The organism is Nocardia amamiensis (genome assembly GCF_015477605.1).
GTDB lineage: Bacteria > Actinomycetota > Actinomycetes > Mycobacteriales > Mycobacteriaceae > Nocardia > Nocardia amamiensis_A.
Window position 1 is genome coordinate 466,987 of the sequence record NZ_JADLQX010000001.1, and the last position, 18,904, is coordinate 485,890.

Below are 18,904 nucleotides of genomic sequence, written 5' to 3' on the forward strand. Positions count from 1 at the left end.
CCGCCGTCGTCACCCGGTCAGATCGAGCAGGCCGCGGACGACCACCTCACCCAGTTCCTCGCCCAGCCTGCCGAACGAGCGCTCGACCATCTCGAACATGCCGTCCTCGCGCACCAAGAGAACCGTGCTCGCCCTGGTGCCGTGCACAGTGTGCGCGATGAATCTGGCCGAAAGCGCTCGTTCCATCTCGTATGGAACTCCGGTCAGCGGTAACGCCTCATCCGGTGCCTCGGTGCGATCGGCGAGCACGTCGAAGTAGCGGTCCACCGCACCGGGATCGCAGCGCACGACCTCGCGCAGCTCGGTCATACCGGCCCGCACCTTGGGCCAGATGGGCTGTGGAGCGGCCAGATCCGCGTCGGGCTCGGTTGTACCCGCGGAGGTGACGAACGTGCCGTTGGAGAGGCCGTGGAAGCCCGGAGCCAGCTCGCTCGGCTCCGCGGCGCTGCGGTTGGAATGCCACCACAGCGTGCGCAGGTCGGAGACCACCAGGTTGTAGCCGTTGTAGTCGTCGGGCGCCGCCGCGGCATCGAGCACGTACTTTTCCGGGCCGGGAAATTCTCCGGCCGGGTGGCGGTCCGAGGCGCCGCGCAGGAAGTCCATCAGCAAGGCGCCACGAGAACGGGCGTCGATGCGCTGGTCGTTGGGGTTGCGCACATTGGTGACCGCGGCGAAGCGATTGTTGCCCTGCGGCTGCGCCGTGAGGCCGAGCCAGGTGCCGGGAGGTTCGCCCGCGGCCCGGCCGGTGGCTCCGGTGTCGCGTCCGGCGATCAGGCCGGGCACCTCCGGCCACCGGCGCATCGACTCGGTCGGCCGGGTGTAGAACTCGTCTCGGTTGGCAGCGACGATCAACCGGTATTCCGGATGGGCGCGCCAGCCGATCAGCACCAAACACATGCTGTCCAGAATGCCCGACCGGCACGGCACCCGACGCTGCGTTTCCCGCATCGAAGGCCGCGGAAGGGCAGTGGAAGGGACCGAAGACGGCGAAAAGGCCGACAGCCCAATGGCTGCCGGCCTTTTCGCGTCCTGCTGTCAGTTGGTGCGCACGCGGAGCCCAGGGTTGTCCGAGAGCACGACGTGCACCGGCTGCGCGAACAGCTGCGGCACGTTACCCGTGAGCGCGCCGATGATGTTCGGGATCTCGCAGATCGGGTAGTCGGCCACCGACGACGCGCTGGAGATGCCCAGAGCGAGCCTTCCGGTCACGATCGGACCGCCACTGTCGCCGGGCAGCGCGCAGATGTTGGCCGAGAAACTCTGGGTGAGTTCCCGCTCGCCGACCTGCACGGTCTGGTCGACGGCGTTGACCACGCCGCAGCTGAAGCCGGTGCGCGCACCGGACTTGCACACCGGAGCGCCGACGACCGGGGTCGCCACGCCCTCGATCGGGATCGGCGCCACGCCGGGCGCGCGGACGCCGTTGTTGGCGAAGCGGTCCTTGGCCTGGTCGTTGATCCGCACGATCGAGTAGTCCTGCTCACCGAGCACCGACTTCTGGAACACGCCCAGCTGGGCGCCGGCCCGGTCGCCGTTCAGCTCGTAGACGCCGGCGGCGTTGCCGGTGCCGGCCGAACCGAGGTCCGGATTGCAATGCCCCGCGGTGATGTTCACCGTATTGCCGTTGCGGTCGGTGCCGTTGAAGCCGAGCGAGCAGCGCAGCGAGCTGCGTCCGGCGATCGAGGCGAAGCCGTCGCCGCCCGCGAGCGGACCGCGCGCCTCTCCGGCGATCTCACCCGCCTGCACGGTGGCCTGCTCGCCGGCCACCGGCGGGGCCATCACGATGACGCGCGCCGGATCGATGAAGTTCGGCATCGGCAGGCCCGCCTGGTCGACGCGCACCGCGATGCTGTTGTTCACGGTGTCGACCACCGCGCCGCGCACCAGCGACCGCACCGCCTCGGGCTGGCCCTCCAGCCAGCGCTCGAACGCGCTCTTCTCGCCGCGCAACGCCGCCTCGCTCTTGGCTACGTTGCGTACCTCGAAGCCGGCCGACTCCGCCGCCTTCTTGGCCTCGTCGGCGCCGGGACCCTGAGCCAGGGCCACGACTGCCCTGCCCGCCTCGTCGAGCCAGGAACCGGCGAACACCGACGGGTACTGCCGCTGGGCGGAGGTGGCGAACGCGGCCACCTGCTGGGCGACTTCCGCGCGGTGCAGATACTCGTCGGGCGAGATCTTCAGATCGCGGACCACGGCGGCCACCAGTTCGGCGGGCAGGCCGGGCGCCTGATCGGGTTCAGCCGTAGCTACTGCCGCCGTGGGCCCGAACAGCAGGATCGCCGCCGAGGCGGCGATCACTGTTTTTCGGATTCCGGTCTGTCGCGCAGCTGATCGGGGAGGACCTATACGTGGCAGGAGCATGAGCAGACTATATGGGGTTCTGCCCGGTATGCCTACTCATGTTGTGTTCTTGGTTGTCCCGATAGCCCATCGGCCGACGATATGTCCGTCGCCACATGCGTAGAGGGTGAATTCAGCCCGCGTTCGGCCGGGTTCGCACCGCGATGCCGCTGCCGATACCGCCACCGGAGGAGGCGTCGATATCGTCCAGGATCGCCCGGATCGGGATGCCGAGCGAGGCGGTGCCGCCGTACTGCGCCAAGCCGACATTGGCCTCGTTGCAATTCGGCGCGTCCGCGGCGTTGGAACCGCTGGTGATGCCGAGCGCCAGCGTGCCGGACACGATCGCCCCGCCGCTGTCACCGCCGAGCGTGCACGCCGAACTGGCGAACCCGCGCACGGTCTTGCTCTCGCCGGCCGCGGTGTAGAGCTGGGTCTCCACCCGGTCGGCCACGACGAAGCCGCAGGTGAACGTGGACGACTGGCCCGACTTGCAGACCGGCGCCCCGATGACCGGGTCGGCGGTGCCGGTGATCCACAGTGTGGTGCCGTTGGCGCCGCGCACCGAGGGCTGATCCATGCCCGCCCGCACCGCGCGCTCGTTCAGCTTGATCACCGAGTAGTCCAGCGCGGTCGGGCCACCCAGCGAAGCGCGCACGAAGGTGCCCAGTTCCGGGCTGGCCGGAATGTCGCGCACGTTGGGGTAGTAGACGGTGGCTTCCTGGTTGCCCTTGCCCAGGTTCGGATCGCAGTGGCCGGCACTGATGTTCAGCGCGTTGCCCGCCGCGTCCACACTGTTGAACCCGAACGAGCAGACGTCGACCGCCTGCAGCGACGCGTCCTGCAGCGAACCGGGAGTGCTGATGTAGGTGTCGCCGCCCATCGGCCTGCGCTCGACCGGGCCCCCGCCGTTCGGCGACAGGATGACCTTGATGTTCGCCAGCACGGTCGGCAGGTTGAGCAGGTGGCCGACGGGGGTGTTGGCGACGCTGAGCACCAGTTGGCTGTTCAGGAAGTCGATCGCCACCGAGTTGATCACCTCGGAAATATCCCGCGGCAGACCGCTGATCCACTGGTTGACCTGCACCAGCGAGGTCTCCAGGCTGTCCGCTGAGACCGGAGCCAGTCTGGTCTGGTAGCCGTCGGCCGCGGCGATCTTGGCGGCGTCCAGCGAGGTGACGGCCACGACGGGCTTGCCGTCGGCGCCGATCCAAGCGCCCGCGTAGGAATCCGGTCGCTCCGAACGGAAGTCGCGAGCGTAGTCACGCAGCTGCTGGGCACGCGCGGCGCGGTCCAGGTATTCCGTCGGGGTCATCTGCAGATCGCGTGCGATGGCCTGCACCAGTTCCGGCGGCAGATTGTCCGCGGCGAGCTGTGCGGGGGCCTCGGGTACCGCCGAGGCTGCCGTCGTGCCGAACAAGGGAGCCAGGAGAACGGTCGAGGCGATGGCGACAGCCTTGACCGCGGCGCGACGCGCCACCAACTTGCGCATGAAGTCCCTTCGTCGGCACGCACGTGCCAGCTAAATCCGTGGCCATGGACGTAATCCGTTGGCACACAGTCTTCGTCCAGCAACTGACCGCTGTGGCGAAATTCATCCGACAACAGGGTCAGCGCAACACTCTAGGCCACAAACCCGCAAAGGGCGCTACTAATCACCGACTACCCGGTATTCCCATTCCGGGGATGGTCGGGATGGGCGGTAGCTGCTGGTACGGGTTGCGGGTGGTCGTGGTGGTCCGCGTCGTCGGGGAGGGGGTGGTGGGTGGAGTCGTAGTGGGCGGTTCGGTGGTCGTCGGGGTGATCGGCTCGGGCGTTGTCGTCTCGGGGATCACGACGGGCGGCTCGGGTTCCTCGGTGGTGGTGGGCACGGTGGACGACACGACCGACGGGGTCGGCGCAGGGGCGGGCACCGACGTCTGCTCGGACTTGGCGTCGGGCAGCGGCGGCACCGGCGTCCGGTCGCCGTCGCGGAGCAGGACGGCAACCACGATGCCGCCGAGCACCAGCCCGAGCGCCGCGGCCCCGGCGACCAGCAGCGGCGTCCGCTTCTGGTTCTTCGCGGGAGCTGGTGCCTGCGCGTCTTTCTCGGGCGAGACCGGTTCGGTGGCCGCGACGGGTGCGGCGATCGGGATGGCCGCCGAATACGCCTGCGGTGGCGCGTCGGCGGCGGACACCGCGGGGATGACGATGGTGTCCACCGTCGAGTTCTCCGCCGTCGACGGATCCGGCGGCGTGGCCCCGGCCGGAGTGGCGAGCACCGCCGCCAAGGCGCCGCGCGCCGCGTCGTGGGCGAAGGAGCTTCCGTACGCGCCGGTTTCGGCGCCGGGCAACTCGCCCTCGCTGACCAGCAGCACCGAGCGGAGGCCGAGATAGTCCAGCGCATCGCGCAGCGAACGCACGTGCTCGGCGGGCCAGTGCGCCGGATGCGTCGCGTAGAACTCGGCCGCACCGCTCAGATGTTCGGCAGCCAGGTTGATCAGGCAGAACAGAGCGGTCGCGACCAGATCCTCGGCGCGGTACGCCTCGCCCTCGTCGACCGAGATGCCGGTGGGATCACCGACGGCGCGCACGAATCCGGTGATCGAGTGCGAGTGCCCGGCGGGCGCGGGACCGCCGAGGACGGTGTCGCCGTCGTCGGACATGTGCAGGACGGACTCCCGGACGATGTACCGCGGTTCCTCGTCGCCGTCGGTGACGATGACCGCAGTGCACTCGTCCTCGGCGACGCGCAGGCCGACCCCAGTGGCCATCCTCTTCTACCTCGCTTCGGCGTTCCCGCTGACGGAACCGCACCCGGTCACACCAGAAGCGAGCCGTGTCCCATGGCGCGGAGCATCGACAATAACTCCGAACGGGAGCGGGCACCGACCCGGCGTCGAATGCGGGCCACGTGGTGCTCGACCGTCTTGGCGGAAATGTACAGGCGCGCGCCGATTTCCCGATAGGTGAGTCCGAGCAGGACGAGCTCGGCCACTTCGCGTTCGCGTTCGCTGAGGATCGCGGTCTGCGGCTTCGCCGGCGGCGTCGCGGCCGCGGCACCATTGTCAGCGGCGGCGGGAGCGGACGGGCGCGGCGGCATCTCCTGCGGACGGGCTTCGGCGCGGACCGTGCGGGCGAGTTTGAGCAGCGCGGTGGCCGTCGCCGAATCGGGTGCCGCGAGCGCCGCCTCGCTGGCCAGCCGGGCGCCGTCCCAGGTCATGCCGATCTCGGTCAGCGCGGCGACGGCCGCCTGGACCGGTGCGGTGGCGACCTGGCCGCGCAGCACCAGCACCCAGGTGCGGCCCGCGTCGGCGAGCACGGCCGCGTGCCGGTCGCCTGCCTCGGCCGCCGCCTTCAGCGCGCGCGCGTGCGGCAGCAGTTCCTCGGGGCTTTCGTGTGCGATCGCGGCCTGCACGCCGTACCAGTGGAAAGCGTTGGACCAGGCAGGTGGCTCGTCCAAGCGACGAAGCAGCGCGAGCGCGGCGTCCACCAGCGGCGCGATCCGGCGCTCGTCGCGCATCCGGATGGCCGCCAGCCACAACTCGCCGATCGGCAGCAGCGACAGCAGATCGGCTTGCACGTCGTCGAACAGCGGATACGCCGCCTGCCACGCACGGGCGAGCGCGGTGTGATCGCCGCTGCGCCGGGCGAGACCGACCGTGACGCCGTGCGCGAGCAGCCGGTCACGGACGTCCAGCTCGGCGTGGTCCAGCGCGGCCACCGTCGCGGCGGCGGCGCGCTCGTCGCCGCCGAGCATCGCGGTCCAGGCCGCGAGCACGTCGAGCTGGTGGCAGTGCAGCCCGCTCGCGGTGGCACGTCGTAATGCGTCGCCCGCGCGGCGCGGCTCACCGGTGCCGAGCGAGAGCAGGGTCGCGATGGAGGCCGCCGTGCACGGCAGGAAGCGTTCCACTCCCGCGTCCGCCTGCGTCGCCTGCACCAGTGCGGATACCGCGGCGGCGGTGCCGTTGCCCGGTTCGACGGTGTCGGTGAGCGCGGTCGCGATCAACCGCGCGTGCGCGTCGGCCTCGGTCGGCGGCCACTGCATCGCCGACGCGGACATCTCCTTGGCGCCCGCGGCGTCGCCCGCCAGGCACAGCACGGTCGCGCCGAGCGCCCAGTCCGCGCCGACCCGGTCCGGCCCGAGCCAGGTGTACAACTGTGCCGCTCGACCGACCAGGCCACGGCGGGTAAGCACCGCCGCGCAGATCCGCACGGCGGTCGCGAGATCTGCGTCCGGGCCGCTCGAACGCGCCAGCATGGGCTCGGCCAGCCGCATGGCCGTCTCGCCGTCGCCGGCGCGCGCGGCCGCCTCGGCCCAGCGCAGCGCGATCGGATCGAGGTCAGCGCCTGCGGAAGCCGCGGCTGCGTAGTAGCGGACCGCGTCGCGACCGGCCTTCTCCGCGGCGGCGACGAGGAACTCGGCCAGGCGCGGATCGCGGACACCGGATTCGGCGAGCTGCATGGCCGTGCGGTCGCGCAGCAGGCCGGCCTCCAGCCGGGCGCTGAGCAACCGGCGTTCGACCGCGACGAACCTGCGGTCGCCGAGCAGCGTGCGCAGCGGCCCGACGGCCGGCTCCAGCAGCAGGTCGGCGTCGGTGACCAGCGCACTGGCCCTGGCGCGGTCGATGAGATCCTGCGCGACGGCCTGCTCCACGCCGAGCACCTCGGTGAGCTCGCTGGAGTCGAGTCCGGTTCCGGTGGTGGCGACGACGAGTGTTTCCAGCAGATCGGGCTCCAGGTTGTCCAGCAGCCCACGCGCCCACGCGGCGACGGCCGTGTCGACGGCGGCGATGCCCGCGTCCAGCCGCGCCGAGCAGGCCGCGGTCAGCGCGGCGACCACACCGCCGCGGATACCCCCGGTCTGCAGATGGATGTGCTGGGCGACCTGGCGCGGCACCATCATGCCCAGTTCCCTGGCGAATGGCGCCATATCCGCGACGCCGAGCGGGCGCAGATCGGCTACGCGCCCCCGCCGGGCCACCGCTTCGGCGAGCGTCCGCAGCCGCGTGTCGTGCGGGCGCGGCTGGGTGGCGACGACCACCGTGCGATGACCTGATTCGACTGTGGAGCAGAGGTATTCGAGCTCGAACTGGCCGAGCGTGTGGGCGTTGTCGATGACCAGTGCGGGGCGGGCGGTCTCGGTTGTCACCCCTGCCGTCCCGGTGACAACCGCGCTCGGCGCGTGGGACACCGCGTGTGAGCCATTGCCCGCGTGTGTGTGCCGCAAGGCGGCGGTGTCGTCCTGCAATGGGACGCCTCGGGCGCGCAGGCGAGCCCGGATCTCCGCGAGGAGGGTCGATTTGCCGGTTTGCGAGCGACCGCGGATCAGGTAGACGACCGGCTGTTCGTCGACGGATTCCAGGTCGCGGAATATGTCGCGGGCGCAGGGAAGGGTGTCGAAGGCGTTCTCAGCCACCGGAGCCTCCCAGGATCTCGCCGGGCGCGCGCAGCACCGTCCCGACCGAGTCCCCGACGCCGTCGATGGTGTCGGTCAGCACGCCGGTCGGCAGGCTCGGGGCGCTCGGCACCGTGGGCCGCGGCTGCTGCGGCGTGGGTTGCGGGTTGGTCGGTGCCGGAGCGGGGGACGGCTGCGGCTGGGGTTGCGGCTGAGGGGCAGGTTGGGGTGCTGGGGATTCCGCGGGAGCGGGCTGGCCGGGAGTTTGCTCGCTGTTCGCAACCGTCGCGGTGGTGCCTTCGGCGGCGGACGAGGGCGAACCTGCTGCTTGCGAAGCGCTGGTTGCCGGGCGGCGCGTCGAAGTCGCGGCGTCGGTGGCGGCGACACCCGTCGCGGGTGCGGACGGATCGCCCGGCTGTGCTCCCGTCGTCGCAGCGACCTGCGCCGCGCCCGTGGTCGACTGCTCGGTCGAGGCGGGATGACTCGGGCCCGAGTGGATACCGGTTCCGATCGCGAGCGTCCCGCTGGCCAGCAGGCCGATGGCCACGGCGGCACCCGCGACAACGGCGACACGCCGCTTGCTCGTCACCGCCCGACGGCGTGCCGGGCGATCCTCGGGCAGCGCCGCGATCCTGGGCGCGGGGAGTGCTCTGGGCTGGGGCACGGTCTCGTCCTCGTCGTCCGGGCCGACCAGCGGAAGCTGATCGGTCTCGGCGGCGAGCAGATCGGCGGCCAGCAGCGCGGCGCCGCGTGCCGTGGTGTGCTCCGGGTCGGGGGCGGCGACCACAGGCAGCCCGAACTCGGACGAGATCAATTCCGCGACCAGGGGGATCGCGCCACCGCCGCCGGTGAGCAGGACGCGGCCGACATCGCCGATTTCGAGCCCAGCGCGGTGCACCGCGTCGCGAATCAGATCGATCGAACTGGACAGCGGTCCGCGCAGCAGGTCTTCCAGTTCGCCCCGCACCAGCCGCACGGTGCTGCCGCGTGGGTCGGCGGGATCCAACCGGACCGGAACGACCGTCGCCGTATTTATGGAAAGCTCTTCTTTCGCTTTTCTGCAGCGCTCGCGCAAAGCCGACAATTCGCGCTCCACCACTGGATCGAATGGATCGAAATCCGCGGCGAGCACCGCATTTGCCAAGACATAGCGCATGGTCAGCAGATCGAATTCCGCACCGGCCACATCGGTGTTGCGCAACGGCGTGCCGAGCAGACTGGCGTGCTCGCCGGTGCGCACCACCGAGACGGTCAGCCCGGTGGCGCCGAGGTCGTAGACGACCACCGCGCCGTCGCCGGACCGGCCGTGCGCCGCGTCCAGCCAGCGGATCGCGGCGGTGGGCTCCGGAACCAAGGTCACCTCGCCGAGCCCGGCCCGTTCGAGTGCGTCGCGCTGGATCTCGACAGTGTGCCGCGACCACCAGCCCGGATGGCAGGCGACGATGGCCTCGGTGGCGGATTCTCCTGTGTCGGCGGCGATCTCGTCGATCAAGCAGCCGATCGCGGTGGCGACCAGGTCGGGCGCGGAATACGAGGAGCCGTCCTCGGCGAGGATGCCAACCGGGTCACCGACCCTGGCGAGGAAACCCTCCAACAGGACGTCACTGGAATGGCGGCCGGTGGCGCTGGCGCCCGAGCCGAAAGTGGGTGCCATGTCCTGCGACAACCGCAACACGCTCGGATGCGTGCGTAGGTAACCGCCGCCGGACGGGCCGATGCCGTCGTCGCCATCTTCCGTTGCCGCCACGGCGACCGAATTCGACGCCCCGACAGTGATGCCGAGCGCCAGGCGCTGTGTCATTCGAGAACCCCGTTCGAAAAGCTGTCTGGTCCGGTGTCGCTGCTGTGTAGTTCCGAGATGATGCGCAGGCGTTGGAGCCACGCCGACGCAACCGTTCTGTCGGTAGCTGGCCATCAGCCGTTACTTCGTTAGGGGAAAGGTTGGGGAAATTCCCCTAATTTCGCCTGCACCCCTACCGAGTACCCACGAACGGTCGTAGGGGTTCGCCCCGTTTCGGCGTAACGGGATGCGCTCCTAGCGTGATTTGCATTCCAACGACTGCGGATCAGGGAGGTCCGCCGGATCTCAGGAGACGATTCTCATGACACCCAACGCGATTCTGGAGTTCATCCTCGATCTGCTGCGGAACGAAGAGGCCGCGGTCGCTTACTGCGCGAATCCCACTCAGGCGCTGGCCGCCGCCGGCTTGAGCGCGGTGACCCCGGAGGACATCACCCTCTGCGCTCCTATGGTTGCCGAGTCGGCGCTGGTCACCGGCGGTTCCCAACTGCAGGCCATCGTGGCGGCGGGCGTGCAGACCGGTGCGGCGGCCGCAGTGGGCGCGGCGGGCGCAGTAGGCGCGGCCGCGGTCGCGAATGCTGGTGTCGACCTGGGCGCGGACCTGGGCGTCGACCTCGGCGTCGGTGCGGGCGGCGGAGCCGGCGCCGGTGTCGATCTCGGTGTGGACAGTGGTGTCGATATCGGTCTGGACACGGGCATCGACTTGGGTCTGGACACTGCGATCGACACCGGTCTCGAGATCGGCGCAGGCCTGGGTGCGGGGCTGGCCGCAGGCCTCGACACGGTGGTGGACGCGGGCGCCGACCTGTCCGCGGCGGTTGGCGGCCTGCTCGGCGCGGGCGCCCAGGTGATCAGCGGTATCGGCGGCGGCATCGACCTCGACACCGACCTGTCCACCGGCCTGGAGGGCGCGGGGAACGTCGGCGCGGGACTGGAGACGGGCATCGACGCCGCCATCGGCACGGGGGCCGACCTTTCCGCCGGCCTCGAGGGCGCGGTGGATGCGGCTGCGGGCCTCACGACCGGCCTCGGCGCAGGTCTGCAGGGCGCGGTGGACGCGACGACCGGCTTGACGACTGGTCTGGGAGTGGGTCTGGATGGTGCCATTGATGCGACGATGGGTCTGACGACCGGTCTGGGCGCTGGCTTGGAAGGTGCCGTGGGTGGTGCGGCGGATTTGGCCACGGGGCTGGGCGCTGGCTTAGAAGGTGCCGTGGGCGGTGCGGCGGACTTGACCACGGGTCTCGGCGCGGGCCTTGGAGGTGCCGTCGGTGGCGCGGCGGACTTGACCACGGGTCTCGGGGCGGGCTTGGAGGGGGCTGTGGATGCGACGACCGGTTTGACGACTGGCCTCAGTGGTGGTCTGGAGGGTGCTCTGGATGGCGCCGCGGGTGTCACTACGGGCTTGGGCGCGGGTCTGGATGGCGCGATCGACGCGACGACCGGTCTGGGCGTTGGCTTGGAAGGCGCCGTAGGCGGTGCCGCCGACGCGACCACGGGCCTTAGCGCTGGCTTGGAAGGGGCTGTCGGTGGTGCGACGAACCTGACTACGGGTCTCGGCGCGGGGCTGGAGGGAGCAGTGGATGCGACTACCGGTCTGGGGGGCGGCCTCGAGGGTGCTCTGGATGGCGCCGCCGACGTGACCACCGGCTTGGGCGCGGGTCTCGATGGTGCCGTTGGTGCGGCAACGGACCTGACCGGCAGCCTCGGTGCGCAGGCGGGTGCGGGTCTGGATGGCGCTGTGGGTGCCGCGGGCGGGTTGTCTACCGGCGTCGGTGGGGCTCTCGGCGGTCAGGCGGGTGCCGGGCTCGACACGGGTCTTGCGGGTGCGGTGGACGGCGCAGTGGACGTGACCACCGGCCTGGGCGCGGGACTTCAGAGCGCTGTGGGCGGCGCAGCCGACTTGACCACCGATTTCGGCGTTGGTGGGCAGGCCGGCGCGGTTCTCGGCGGCGCTGTGGATGGCGCCGCGGACCTGACCACTGGCTTCGGTGCCGGTCTCGGGGGTGCCGTAGGCGCGGCGACTGACTTCTCGGCGGGGCTTGGTGCTGCCGGCGAGGCGGGTCTCGGTGCCGGCTTGGATGGCGCTGTGGATGCAGCCGGTGGACTGACCACCGGTGTGGACGCGGCGCTGGGCGCTGGCGGGCAGGCCGGCGCAGGTGTCGGGGGCGCTGTGGATGGTGCGGCGAACCTGACCACGGGCTTGGGTGCGGGACTTCAGGGGGCTGCGGGTGCGGCGACTGACTTCTCGGCGGGTCTTGGTGCTGCCGGGGAGGCTGGTGTCGGTGCCGGTTTGGAGGGCGCTGTAAATGGGGCTGGTGGTTTGGCCACGGGTGTGGACGCCGGGCTGGGCGCTGCCGGGCAGGTTGGCGCAGGTCTTGGGGGCGCTGTGGATGGTGCCGGGGACCTGACCACGGGCTTCGGTGCAGGGCTTGGGGGTGCTGTGGGTGCGGCGACTGACTTCTCGGCGGGTCTTGGTGCTGCCGGGGAGGCTGGTGTCGGTGCCGGTTTGGAAGGCGCTGTGAATGGGGCTGGTGGTTTGGCCACGGGTGTGGACGCCGGGCTGGGCGCTGCCGGGCAGGTTGGCGCAGGTCTTGGGGGCGCTGTGGATGGTGCCGCGGGCCTGACCACGGGCTTCGGTGCAGGGCTTGGGGGTGCTGCGGGTGCGGCGACTGACTTCTCGGCGGGTCTTGGTGCTGCCGGGCAGGCTGGTGTCGGTGCCGGTTTGGAAGGCGCTGTGGATGCAGCCGGTGGACTGACCACGGGTGTCGACGCGGCGCTGGGCAGTGCCGCGGAGACGGGGGCGGACCTGGGTGCGGGGGCATCGACCGGATTGCACGGCGCCGCGGACGCAGGCGCGCAGATCGGCAGCGGACTGGAAACCGGTTTGTCGACCGGGATCGGTGGCGCGTTCGAGGCCGGAGGCCAGGCGGCGAGCGGGCTCACCGGCGGAATCGATACCGCGGCGCAGGGTTCGGGCAATCTCACCACGGGGCTGGGCGGCAACTTCTCCTCTGCCATTGGCGGTGCGGGGAATGTCGGAACGCAGGCGACGGCGGGTCTGGAGACCGGGCTCGCGACGGGGCTCGGCGCGGCCGTCAGCACCGGCGCGGAACTGGGCGGCGGCCTGGACGGCTCGCTGAACACCGGAGGTCAGTTCGGGACGGGGCTGGAAACCGGACTCGGCGCGGTGCTCGATGCCGGGGGCGAGGCCACGACCGGACTGTCCGGCGGCGTGGACGGCGTGGTGCACGCCGGTTCCGGTCTCGAGACCGGGCTCGGCGGTGCCGTCGACGCTGGTGCGCAGGCTGGTGCCGGACTGGGTACGGGTCTGTCGGCGGGGTTCGATGCGGGTGCGCAGGCTGGTGCCGGACTGGGTACGAGTCTGTCGGCTGGGCTCGATGCGGGCGCCCAGGCAGGCGCTGAGCTCGGATCCGGCTTGTCGACCGGAATCGACGGCGCGATCGGGGCGGGCACGCAGGCGGGCGCGGGTCTGGAGACGGGCTTGTCCACCGGCCTCGGCGCCGCGGGCAACGCGACGGCCGGACTGTCGGGTGCTTCGAGCGCCGGTGCGCAGTGGGGCTCGAGCCTGGACAGCGGAATCAGCGGCGGTATCGATGCCGGTACGCACGCTACCTCCGGCCTGTCCGCGGGCCTCGACACCACGTCCGGGCTCGGTGGCGGACTGAACTCGACCGTCGGCGGCGCGGCGGACGCGGGCGCCGGACTCGGCGGCTCGGCGAGCGGCGCCACGCACGGTGCGGTGGACACCGGGGCGGGTCTCGGCGGCAGCGTCGGCTCGACCGCGAACACGTGGTCCTCGCTGGACGTGTCGAGCGCCTTCGGTTCGGGCCTGGACAGCACCACGGGTGCGCAGACCGACGCGGGCCTGTTCGGCGACGCGCACGCGGGCACGGACCTCTCCGGTTCGACCAGTGCCGACCTGACGGGCGACACTTTCCTGCACTGACAGTTGACCGGTTCGACGGAAAGAGGTCCATACCGCGATGGGGACGCCCGCGCCGAACGCCACGCCACCGGCGGTACCGCTGCTATCGGTACTCGGTGAGACCATCGCGGCGGCGCGCGCCGCGGGCCGCAACGATCTGGTCGGCCGCCTCGAGGTGGCGGCCGACCGGGTCCGTGACCCGCGCAGGCGGATCGTCGTCGCCGGGCAGCTGGACCAGGGAAAGAGCCGTTTCGTCAACGCGCTGCTGAACCTGGACATCTGCCCGGTCGGCGACGACGCCACCACCGCGGTGCCGATGCTGCTGTCGCACGGCCCCGAGCCGCGGGCCGAGCTGGTGCTCGCGGCGCACGGCGACTCCAGCGGCGCGGAGACCAGAGTCGCCGTGCCGATCGCGGAGATCGGTGCGATCGAGCCGCGGTCTCCCCACGCGCAGGGGCGGCGGATCGTGCGCATCGAAGTCCAGATTCCCAATGCGCTGCTGGCCGACGGCATTGTCCTGATCGACACTCCCGGCGTCGGCGGGCACGGCAACGCCCACGCCGCGGGTGTGCTCGGGCTGGTGCCCGCCGCGGACGCGGTGTTGGTGCTGTCGGACGCGTCGACCGAGCTCACCGAGCCGGAACTGTCCTTCCTGCGCCAGGTGCGCGAGCTGTGCCCGACGGTCGCGCTGCTGCTCACCAAGACCGACCTGTACCCGCACTGGCGCCAAGTGCACGACGCCGATCTGGGCCACCTCGCGCGAGCTCGCCTCGACGTGCCGATGATCCCGGTGTCGTCGCTGCTGCGCAGCCACGCGATGCTGTTGCAGGACAGCCAGCTGGGTGTCGAATCCGGGTTCGGCGTGCTCTACCAATTCCTGCGTGACCAGGTTGTGGCACGCGACCAATTGGCCACCCGTGCGGCGGTCGCGCGTGATATCCGCTCCGCCGCAGAACATCTCGCGCTCGCGCTGGGCAGCGAGCTGGTCGCCGTCCGCGATCCGGCCCAAGGCGCGGCGGCGGTGCGGGAGCTGCAATCCGCCCGTGCGGCCGCCGAGGAACTGCACCGCAGAACCGCGGCGTGGCAGCAGACCCTCGCCGACGGCATCACCGATTTGGCCGGGGATGTCGAGCACGATCTGCGCGACCGGTTGCGCACCATCGCCCGGAGCACCGAGGAATGGATCGACGAGCACGATCCCGGCAGGCATTGGGACCGCATCGCCGAACACCTCACCGGCACGGTCGACACCGCGCTCGGGGACAACCTGCTGTGGACCCACGCACGGGCGATCCAGCTCGCCGAACGGGTCGCCGAGCACTTCTCCGAGGTCGGCGCGGTCGACCTGCCGGACGTGCGGCCCGGCCTGCGCGCCGACACCGGCCGCGCCATCTCGGGCACGCTCGCCGATCTGGAACCCGACATCGGTTTCGGCAGCAAGCTGCTCGTCGGCATGCGCGGTTCTTACGGTGGCGTGCTGATGGTGGGCCTGGCCAGTACCTTCGCCGGGCTCGCGCTGCTCAACCCGATCTCGATCGGTGCCGGACTCGTGGTGGGCGGCAAGGCCTTCCGGGACGACAAGCAGGCCAGGCTGGCCAAGCGGCGCAACGAGGGGAAGGCGGCGGTGCGCCGCTTCGTCGACGACGTGGCGTTCCAGGCGGGCAAAGAGTCGAAGGATCGCCTGCACCGCATCCACCGTGCGCTGCGCGATCACTACGCGGGCGTCGCCGAGCGCAGCCTGCGCTCGATCGATGAGTCGCTGCGCGCCGCGCAGGAGGCGGCGACCATGGTCACCGCCCGCCGCTCCGAGCGTGGCGCACAGCTCGAACAGCAACTGCGCGTGGTGGCCGAGCTGCGCCGTTATGCCGATGCCATGCAGACCGCGCTACCGATGGGACCCGCCGGTACGGTAGCTCCGTGAGAAGTGAAGGTGGCACGGTGCCGAGCATCGTCGCCGAGGCGCATCGGCTGGTCGGCGCGGCGCAGGCGGCGCTGGCGAGCGAACCGCGGCCGCGCGCGCTGCTGGCCGACTGCGCCCGCCGGCTGGACCAGCCGTTGCGTGTGGCGCTGGCCGGTTCGATCAAGGCGGGCAAGTCGACGCTGTTGAATTCCCTTGTCGGGCAGGACATCGCCCCCACCGATGCGACCGAGTGCACCAGGGTGGTCACGTGGTACCGGTACGGCTCCACCCCGAGCGTGACCGCGTATGCCGCGGACGGCGCCCGCGCGCACGTCGTGGTGCGGCGCGGCAGTGGTACGCACGGGCTGACCTTCGACCTGGATCGGCTCAACTGGAGCGCCCCTATGCCGCGCGAGGTCGACCACCTCGAGGTCGAATGGCCTGCGGCGGCGCTCGCGCACACCACCATCATCGATACGCCGGGAACCTCATCGCTGTCGCGGGAAGTGTCCCGGCGCACCGCGCGGCTGTTGACGCCGGGGGAGGACGAGGAGCGTGCGGAGCGCGGCATCGCCATCCCGGGCGCCGACGCGGTCGTGTATCTGCTGCGCAGGCTGGACGCGGCGGACGTGCAGTTCCTGGAGCGCGTGGGTGCGGGGACCGCGGCCAACGGTGGTCCGGGGGCGGCGGGTCCGCTCGGCATCGTCGGCGTGGTTTCCCGAGCCGACGAGATCGGCGCGGGCCGGATCGACGCGTTGCACTCGGCGCGGGAGGTCGCGGCGCGTTTCGCCGGGGAACTCGAGCGAACCGGCTTGTGCCAGGCCGTGATCCCGGTCGCCGGGCTGCTCGCCTTCGCCGCGGCGACATTGCGCCAGCAGGAGTTCGCCGCGTTCGAGACACTGGCAAGCCTGCCCGTCGACGAGCTGAGCGCCGCGCTGCTCTCGGCGGATCGCTTCGCGCGCGCGGATATCCCGCTGCCGGTGCCGCCGGAACTGCGCGCACAGCTCGCCGAACGATTCGGCCTGTTCGGTATCCGCATGGCGGTCACCCTGATTCGCCTCGGCGTGCGCGATTCGGCCACGCTCGCAGCCGAATTGACCAGCCGCAGCGGGGTCGACGAACTGCGCTCGGTGCTCGACGTGCAGTTCGGGCAGCGCGCCGACCAGCTCAAGGCGCATTCCGCGCTCACGGCGCTGGCGCGGGTGCTCACCGCCTACCCGGGCACACCGGCCGACCGCGTGCTGCCCCGGGTGCGCACGCTGCTCGCGGACGTGCACGGTTTCGCCGAGTTACGCCTGCTCGGCCGCTTGCGCACCGACGAACTGGCCTTGCCCGCGGACGATCTCATCGAGCTGCATCGCCTCATCGGCGGCTCGGGCATAGCGCCCCACCTGCGTCTCGGCCTGCCGATCGACGCCGCGCCCGCGGTGCAGCGCGCCCAGGCTGTCGACGCGGTCCGGAAATGGCGCGCCCGCGCCCGCCACCCCCTCGCCGATCAGTTCACCGTTACCGCCTGCCTCACCGCCGCACGCAGCGCGGAAGGCGCCTTGAGTCTGCTCCCGGAATAACCCCCTCCCAGCTGGTGCGCCGCGGTGCCGGCCGCACTCCCCAGGGTGGCCTCCAGCGGGCCGAAACGCCTGGCTGCGGACGGTGTAGCCGAGGTGCCGCCGGGTATGCCGCCGGTAGCGAGAGGAGGCCACGATGAGCCAAGAGGATGTCGTACACGAACTGCTCGTCCGTGCGGGCACGGGATACGCCGAAGAAGCCGGTATCACGCTCGAGGACAAACCGTCCGCGCTGTTCCAGCTGCTCATGCTCGCCCAGCTGCTCAGCACCCGGATCGCCGCCGAGATCGCGGTAGCGGCGGCGCGGGAGCTGATCGCCAACGGCTACCGCACCCCGCACCGGGTCGCGGACGCGGACTGGCAGGAGCTGGTCGACGTGCTCGACCGGGCGCACTACGTCCGGTACGACGAGAGCGCCGCGACCCGCCTGGGCGCCAATGCGTCGCGGGTGCTCGACCGGTACCACGGCGACTTGCGTGAGCTCGCCAAGAAGGCGGACAACGACCCGAAGCGTGCCGCCGAATTGCTGCAAGAGTTCCAAGGCATCGGCGCGACCGGAAGCGACATCTTCCTGCGCGAGGTCCAGGACATCTGGACCTGGGTGCGACCGTACTTCGACGAGCGGGCCCTGCGCGGCGCCAAACGCGTCCAGCTGCCGGAAGACCCCGCCCGGCTGGGCGACCTCGCCCCGGACCACCACACCGCGGATCTCGCCGCGGCGCTCGTCCGGGTCACGCTGGATGAGAAGATCGCCGACGACGTCCTCGCATCCGCCCCGTGACGTGCCGAGCGCTCAGACCGGTGTGACAGCCCGGCCGCGCGGGTCGATCAGGATCTTCGCGTGCCGCTCCGGGTTGCCGAGGGCGGTGAAGGCGTCCGCCACGCCTTCCAGCCCGACGGTTCCGGTGATCAACGGGGTCGGATCGACTTTTCCGTCGGCGAGCATGTGCAGCGTGTCGCGGAACTCGCCCGGGTCGTAGCCCAGCACGAACCGCAGTTCGATCTCCTTGTTGATCGCCATCGCGGGATGGAAGCGGTCCGCCTCCATGCACACGCCGACCACGACGACACGCGACAGCGGCGGCGCTGCCGTGAGGATCTGTTCGAGGATCCCGGGCACGCCGACACATTCGAAGATCACCGGCCCGGCCGGTCCCGCGTTCAGGGTGTGCGCCAGCCGGAAGACGTACCACCAAGGCAGGTTGGGGACCCGTCGCAGCCGTTCCATGGTGTCGAAACCCAGGCCGAGGATGTCGGTGACGCCACGAATCCGCCCCTTCTTCGGAGCGGCCTCCCACGGTGATTCGGTCGCCGGGTCGACCACGACGTCGGCGCCGCACGCGGTCGCGAGTTCGCGACGGAGCGGCGAGAAATCGCTCGCCACCACGGTGCGCACGCCCGCGGCCTTCAGCATGCTGATCACCGCGAGGCCGATCGGTCCGCAGCCGATGACGAAGGCGGTCCGGCCCTTGCCCACCCGGCCCCTGCGCACGGCGTGCCAGGCCACCGCCATCGGCTCGGTCAGCGCGGCGTGTTCGGCGGACAAGCCGTTCGGCACCGGCATGGTCATCGATTCCTGGACCACCACCTGCTCGGCGTAGCCGCCGGGCGCCGCGGCCGAAAGCCCGACCAGATGCGGTTGCGTGCCGTGCCGCACGATCGGCAGCGCCACCACGGGGGTGCCCGTCTTCCACCGCCTGCGGCAGTCGGGGCCGTAATCGACGACGGTGCCGCTGAATTCGTGTCCGAGCACTACGCTCTGCTGCGAGCGCATGAAATGCTCGTAACCGGTGGCCACCGCCAAGTCGGCCAATTCGTCGGCGTGTGTGCGGGCGTGCAGGTCGGAGCCGCAGATGCCGCAGCGCGACACGTCGATCAGCACCTGACCGGCTCCTGGTCGCGGCATTGGCAGTTCGGCGATCTCGAACTCGGCGGCGGTGACGACGGCGGCCCTCATGGCGACTCCTCGGAT

The 18,904-nt window shown here is 71.1% G+C and carries 11 protein-coding genes; 4 read left to right on the top strand and 7 right to left on the bottom strand.

Annotation, left to right across the window (positions count from 1 at the left end; all coding sequences use genetic code 11):
- Nucleotides 1-9: 9 nt before the first annotated feature.
- The 6 genes from IU459_RS02130 to IU459_RS02155 all read right to left on the bottom strand — a co-directional run bounded on the left by IU459_RS02130 (nt 10) and on the right by IU459_RS02155 (nt 9,518).
- On the bottom strand, nt 10-897 hold the full coding sequence (locus tag IU459_RS02130; protein WP_195127694.1) for an NRDE family protein: 888 nt from the start codon (nt 895-897) through the stop codon (nt 10-12).
- Between the two features lie 138 nt (nt 898-1,035).
- Nucleotides 1,036-2,298: a S1 family peptidase gene (locus IU459_RS02135; protein ID WP_324198701.1), complete on the bottom strand. Its 1,263-nt coding sequence runs from the start codon at nt 2,296-2,298 to the stop codon at nt 1,036-1,038.
- 175 nt (nt 2,299-2,473) lie between these two features.
- On the bottom strand, nt 2,474-3,832 hold the full coding sequence (locus IU459_RS02140) for a S1 family peptidase (RefSeq protein ID WP_195127696.1): 1,359 nt from the start codon (nt 3,830-3,832) through the stop codon (nt 2,474-2,476).
- A 163-nt stretch (nt 3,833-3,995) separates the two neighbouring features.
- A complete protein-coding gene (locus IU459_RS02145) occupies nt 3,996-5,093 on the bottom strand; it encodes a hypothetical protein (RefSeq protein ID WP_195127697.1) in 1,098 nt (365 codons plus the stop codon).
- 47 nt (nt 5,094-5,140) lie between these two features.
- A complete protein-coding gene (locus IU459_RS02150; protein WP_195127698.1) occupies nt 5,141-7,738 on the bottom strand; it encodes a LuxR C-terminal-related transcriptional regulator in 2,598 nt (865 codons plus the stop codon).
- The gene (locus IU459_RS02155; RefSeq protein ID WP_195127699.1) at nt 7,731-9,518 is read right to left on the bottom strand and encodes an Hsp70 family protein; all 1,788 of its coding nucleotides are present in this window, start codon (nt 9,516-9,518) and stop codon (nt 7,731-7,733) included. The genes IU459_RS02150 and IU459_RS02155 overlap by 8 nt, the downstream gene beginning before the upstream one ends.
- A gap of 301 nt (nt 9,519-9,819) precedes the next feature.
- Here IU459_RS02155 and IU459_RS39250 point away from each other — a divergent pair, with 301 nt between their 5' ends.
- The 4 genes from IU459_RS39250 (at nt 9,820) to IU459_RS02175 (ending at nt 17,713) form a co-directional block, all read left to right on the top strand.
- Nucleotides 9,820-13,488 (top strand): IniB N-terminal domain-containing protein, encoded by a 3,669-nt coding sequence (locus IU459_RS39250; RefSeq protein WP_267469753.1) that lies wholly within the window; start codon nt 9,820-9,822, stop codon nt 13,486-13,488.
- Nucleotides 13,489-13,525: 37 nt separating this feature from the next.
- Nucleotides 13,526-15,388 carry a dynamin family protein gene (locus IU459_RS02165; protein ID WP_195127700.1) on the top strand — a complete coding sequence of 621 codons (1,863 nt, stop codon included), beginning with the start codon at nt 13,526-13,528 and terminating at the stop codon, nt 15,386-15,388.
- On the top strand, nt 15,385-16,935 hold the full coding sequence (locus IU459_RS02170) for a dynamin family protein (RefSeq protein WP_195127701.1): 1,551 nt from the start codon (nt 15,385-15,387) through the stop codon (nt 16,933-16,935). The genes IU459_RS02165 and IU459_RS02170 overlap by 4 nt, the downstream gene beginning before the upstream one ends.
- Nucleotides 16,936-17,068: 133 nt before the next feature.
- On the top strand, nt 17,069-17,713 hold the full coding sequence (locus IU459_RS02175) for an endonuclease (RefSeq protein WP_195127702.1): 645 nt from the start codon (nt 17,069-17,071) through the stop codon (nt 17,711-17,713).
- Nucleotides 17,714-17,725: 12 nt separating this feature from the next.
- Here the strand turns inward: IU459_RS02175 and IU459_RS02180 are convergent, their stop codons facing one another.
- On the bottom strand, nt 17,726-18,889 hold the full coding sequence (locus IU459_RS02180) for a zinc-binding dehydrogenase (protein WP_195127703.1): 1,164 nt from the start codon (nt 18,887-18,889) through the stop codon (nt 17,726-17,728).
- Nucleotides 18,890-18,904 lie beyond the last annotated feature (15 nt).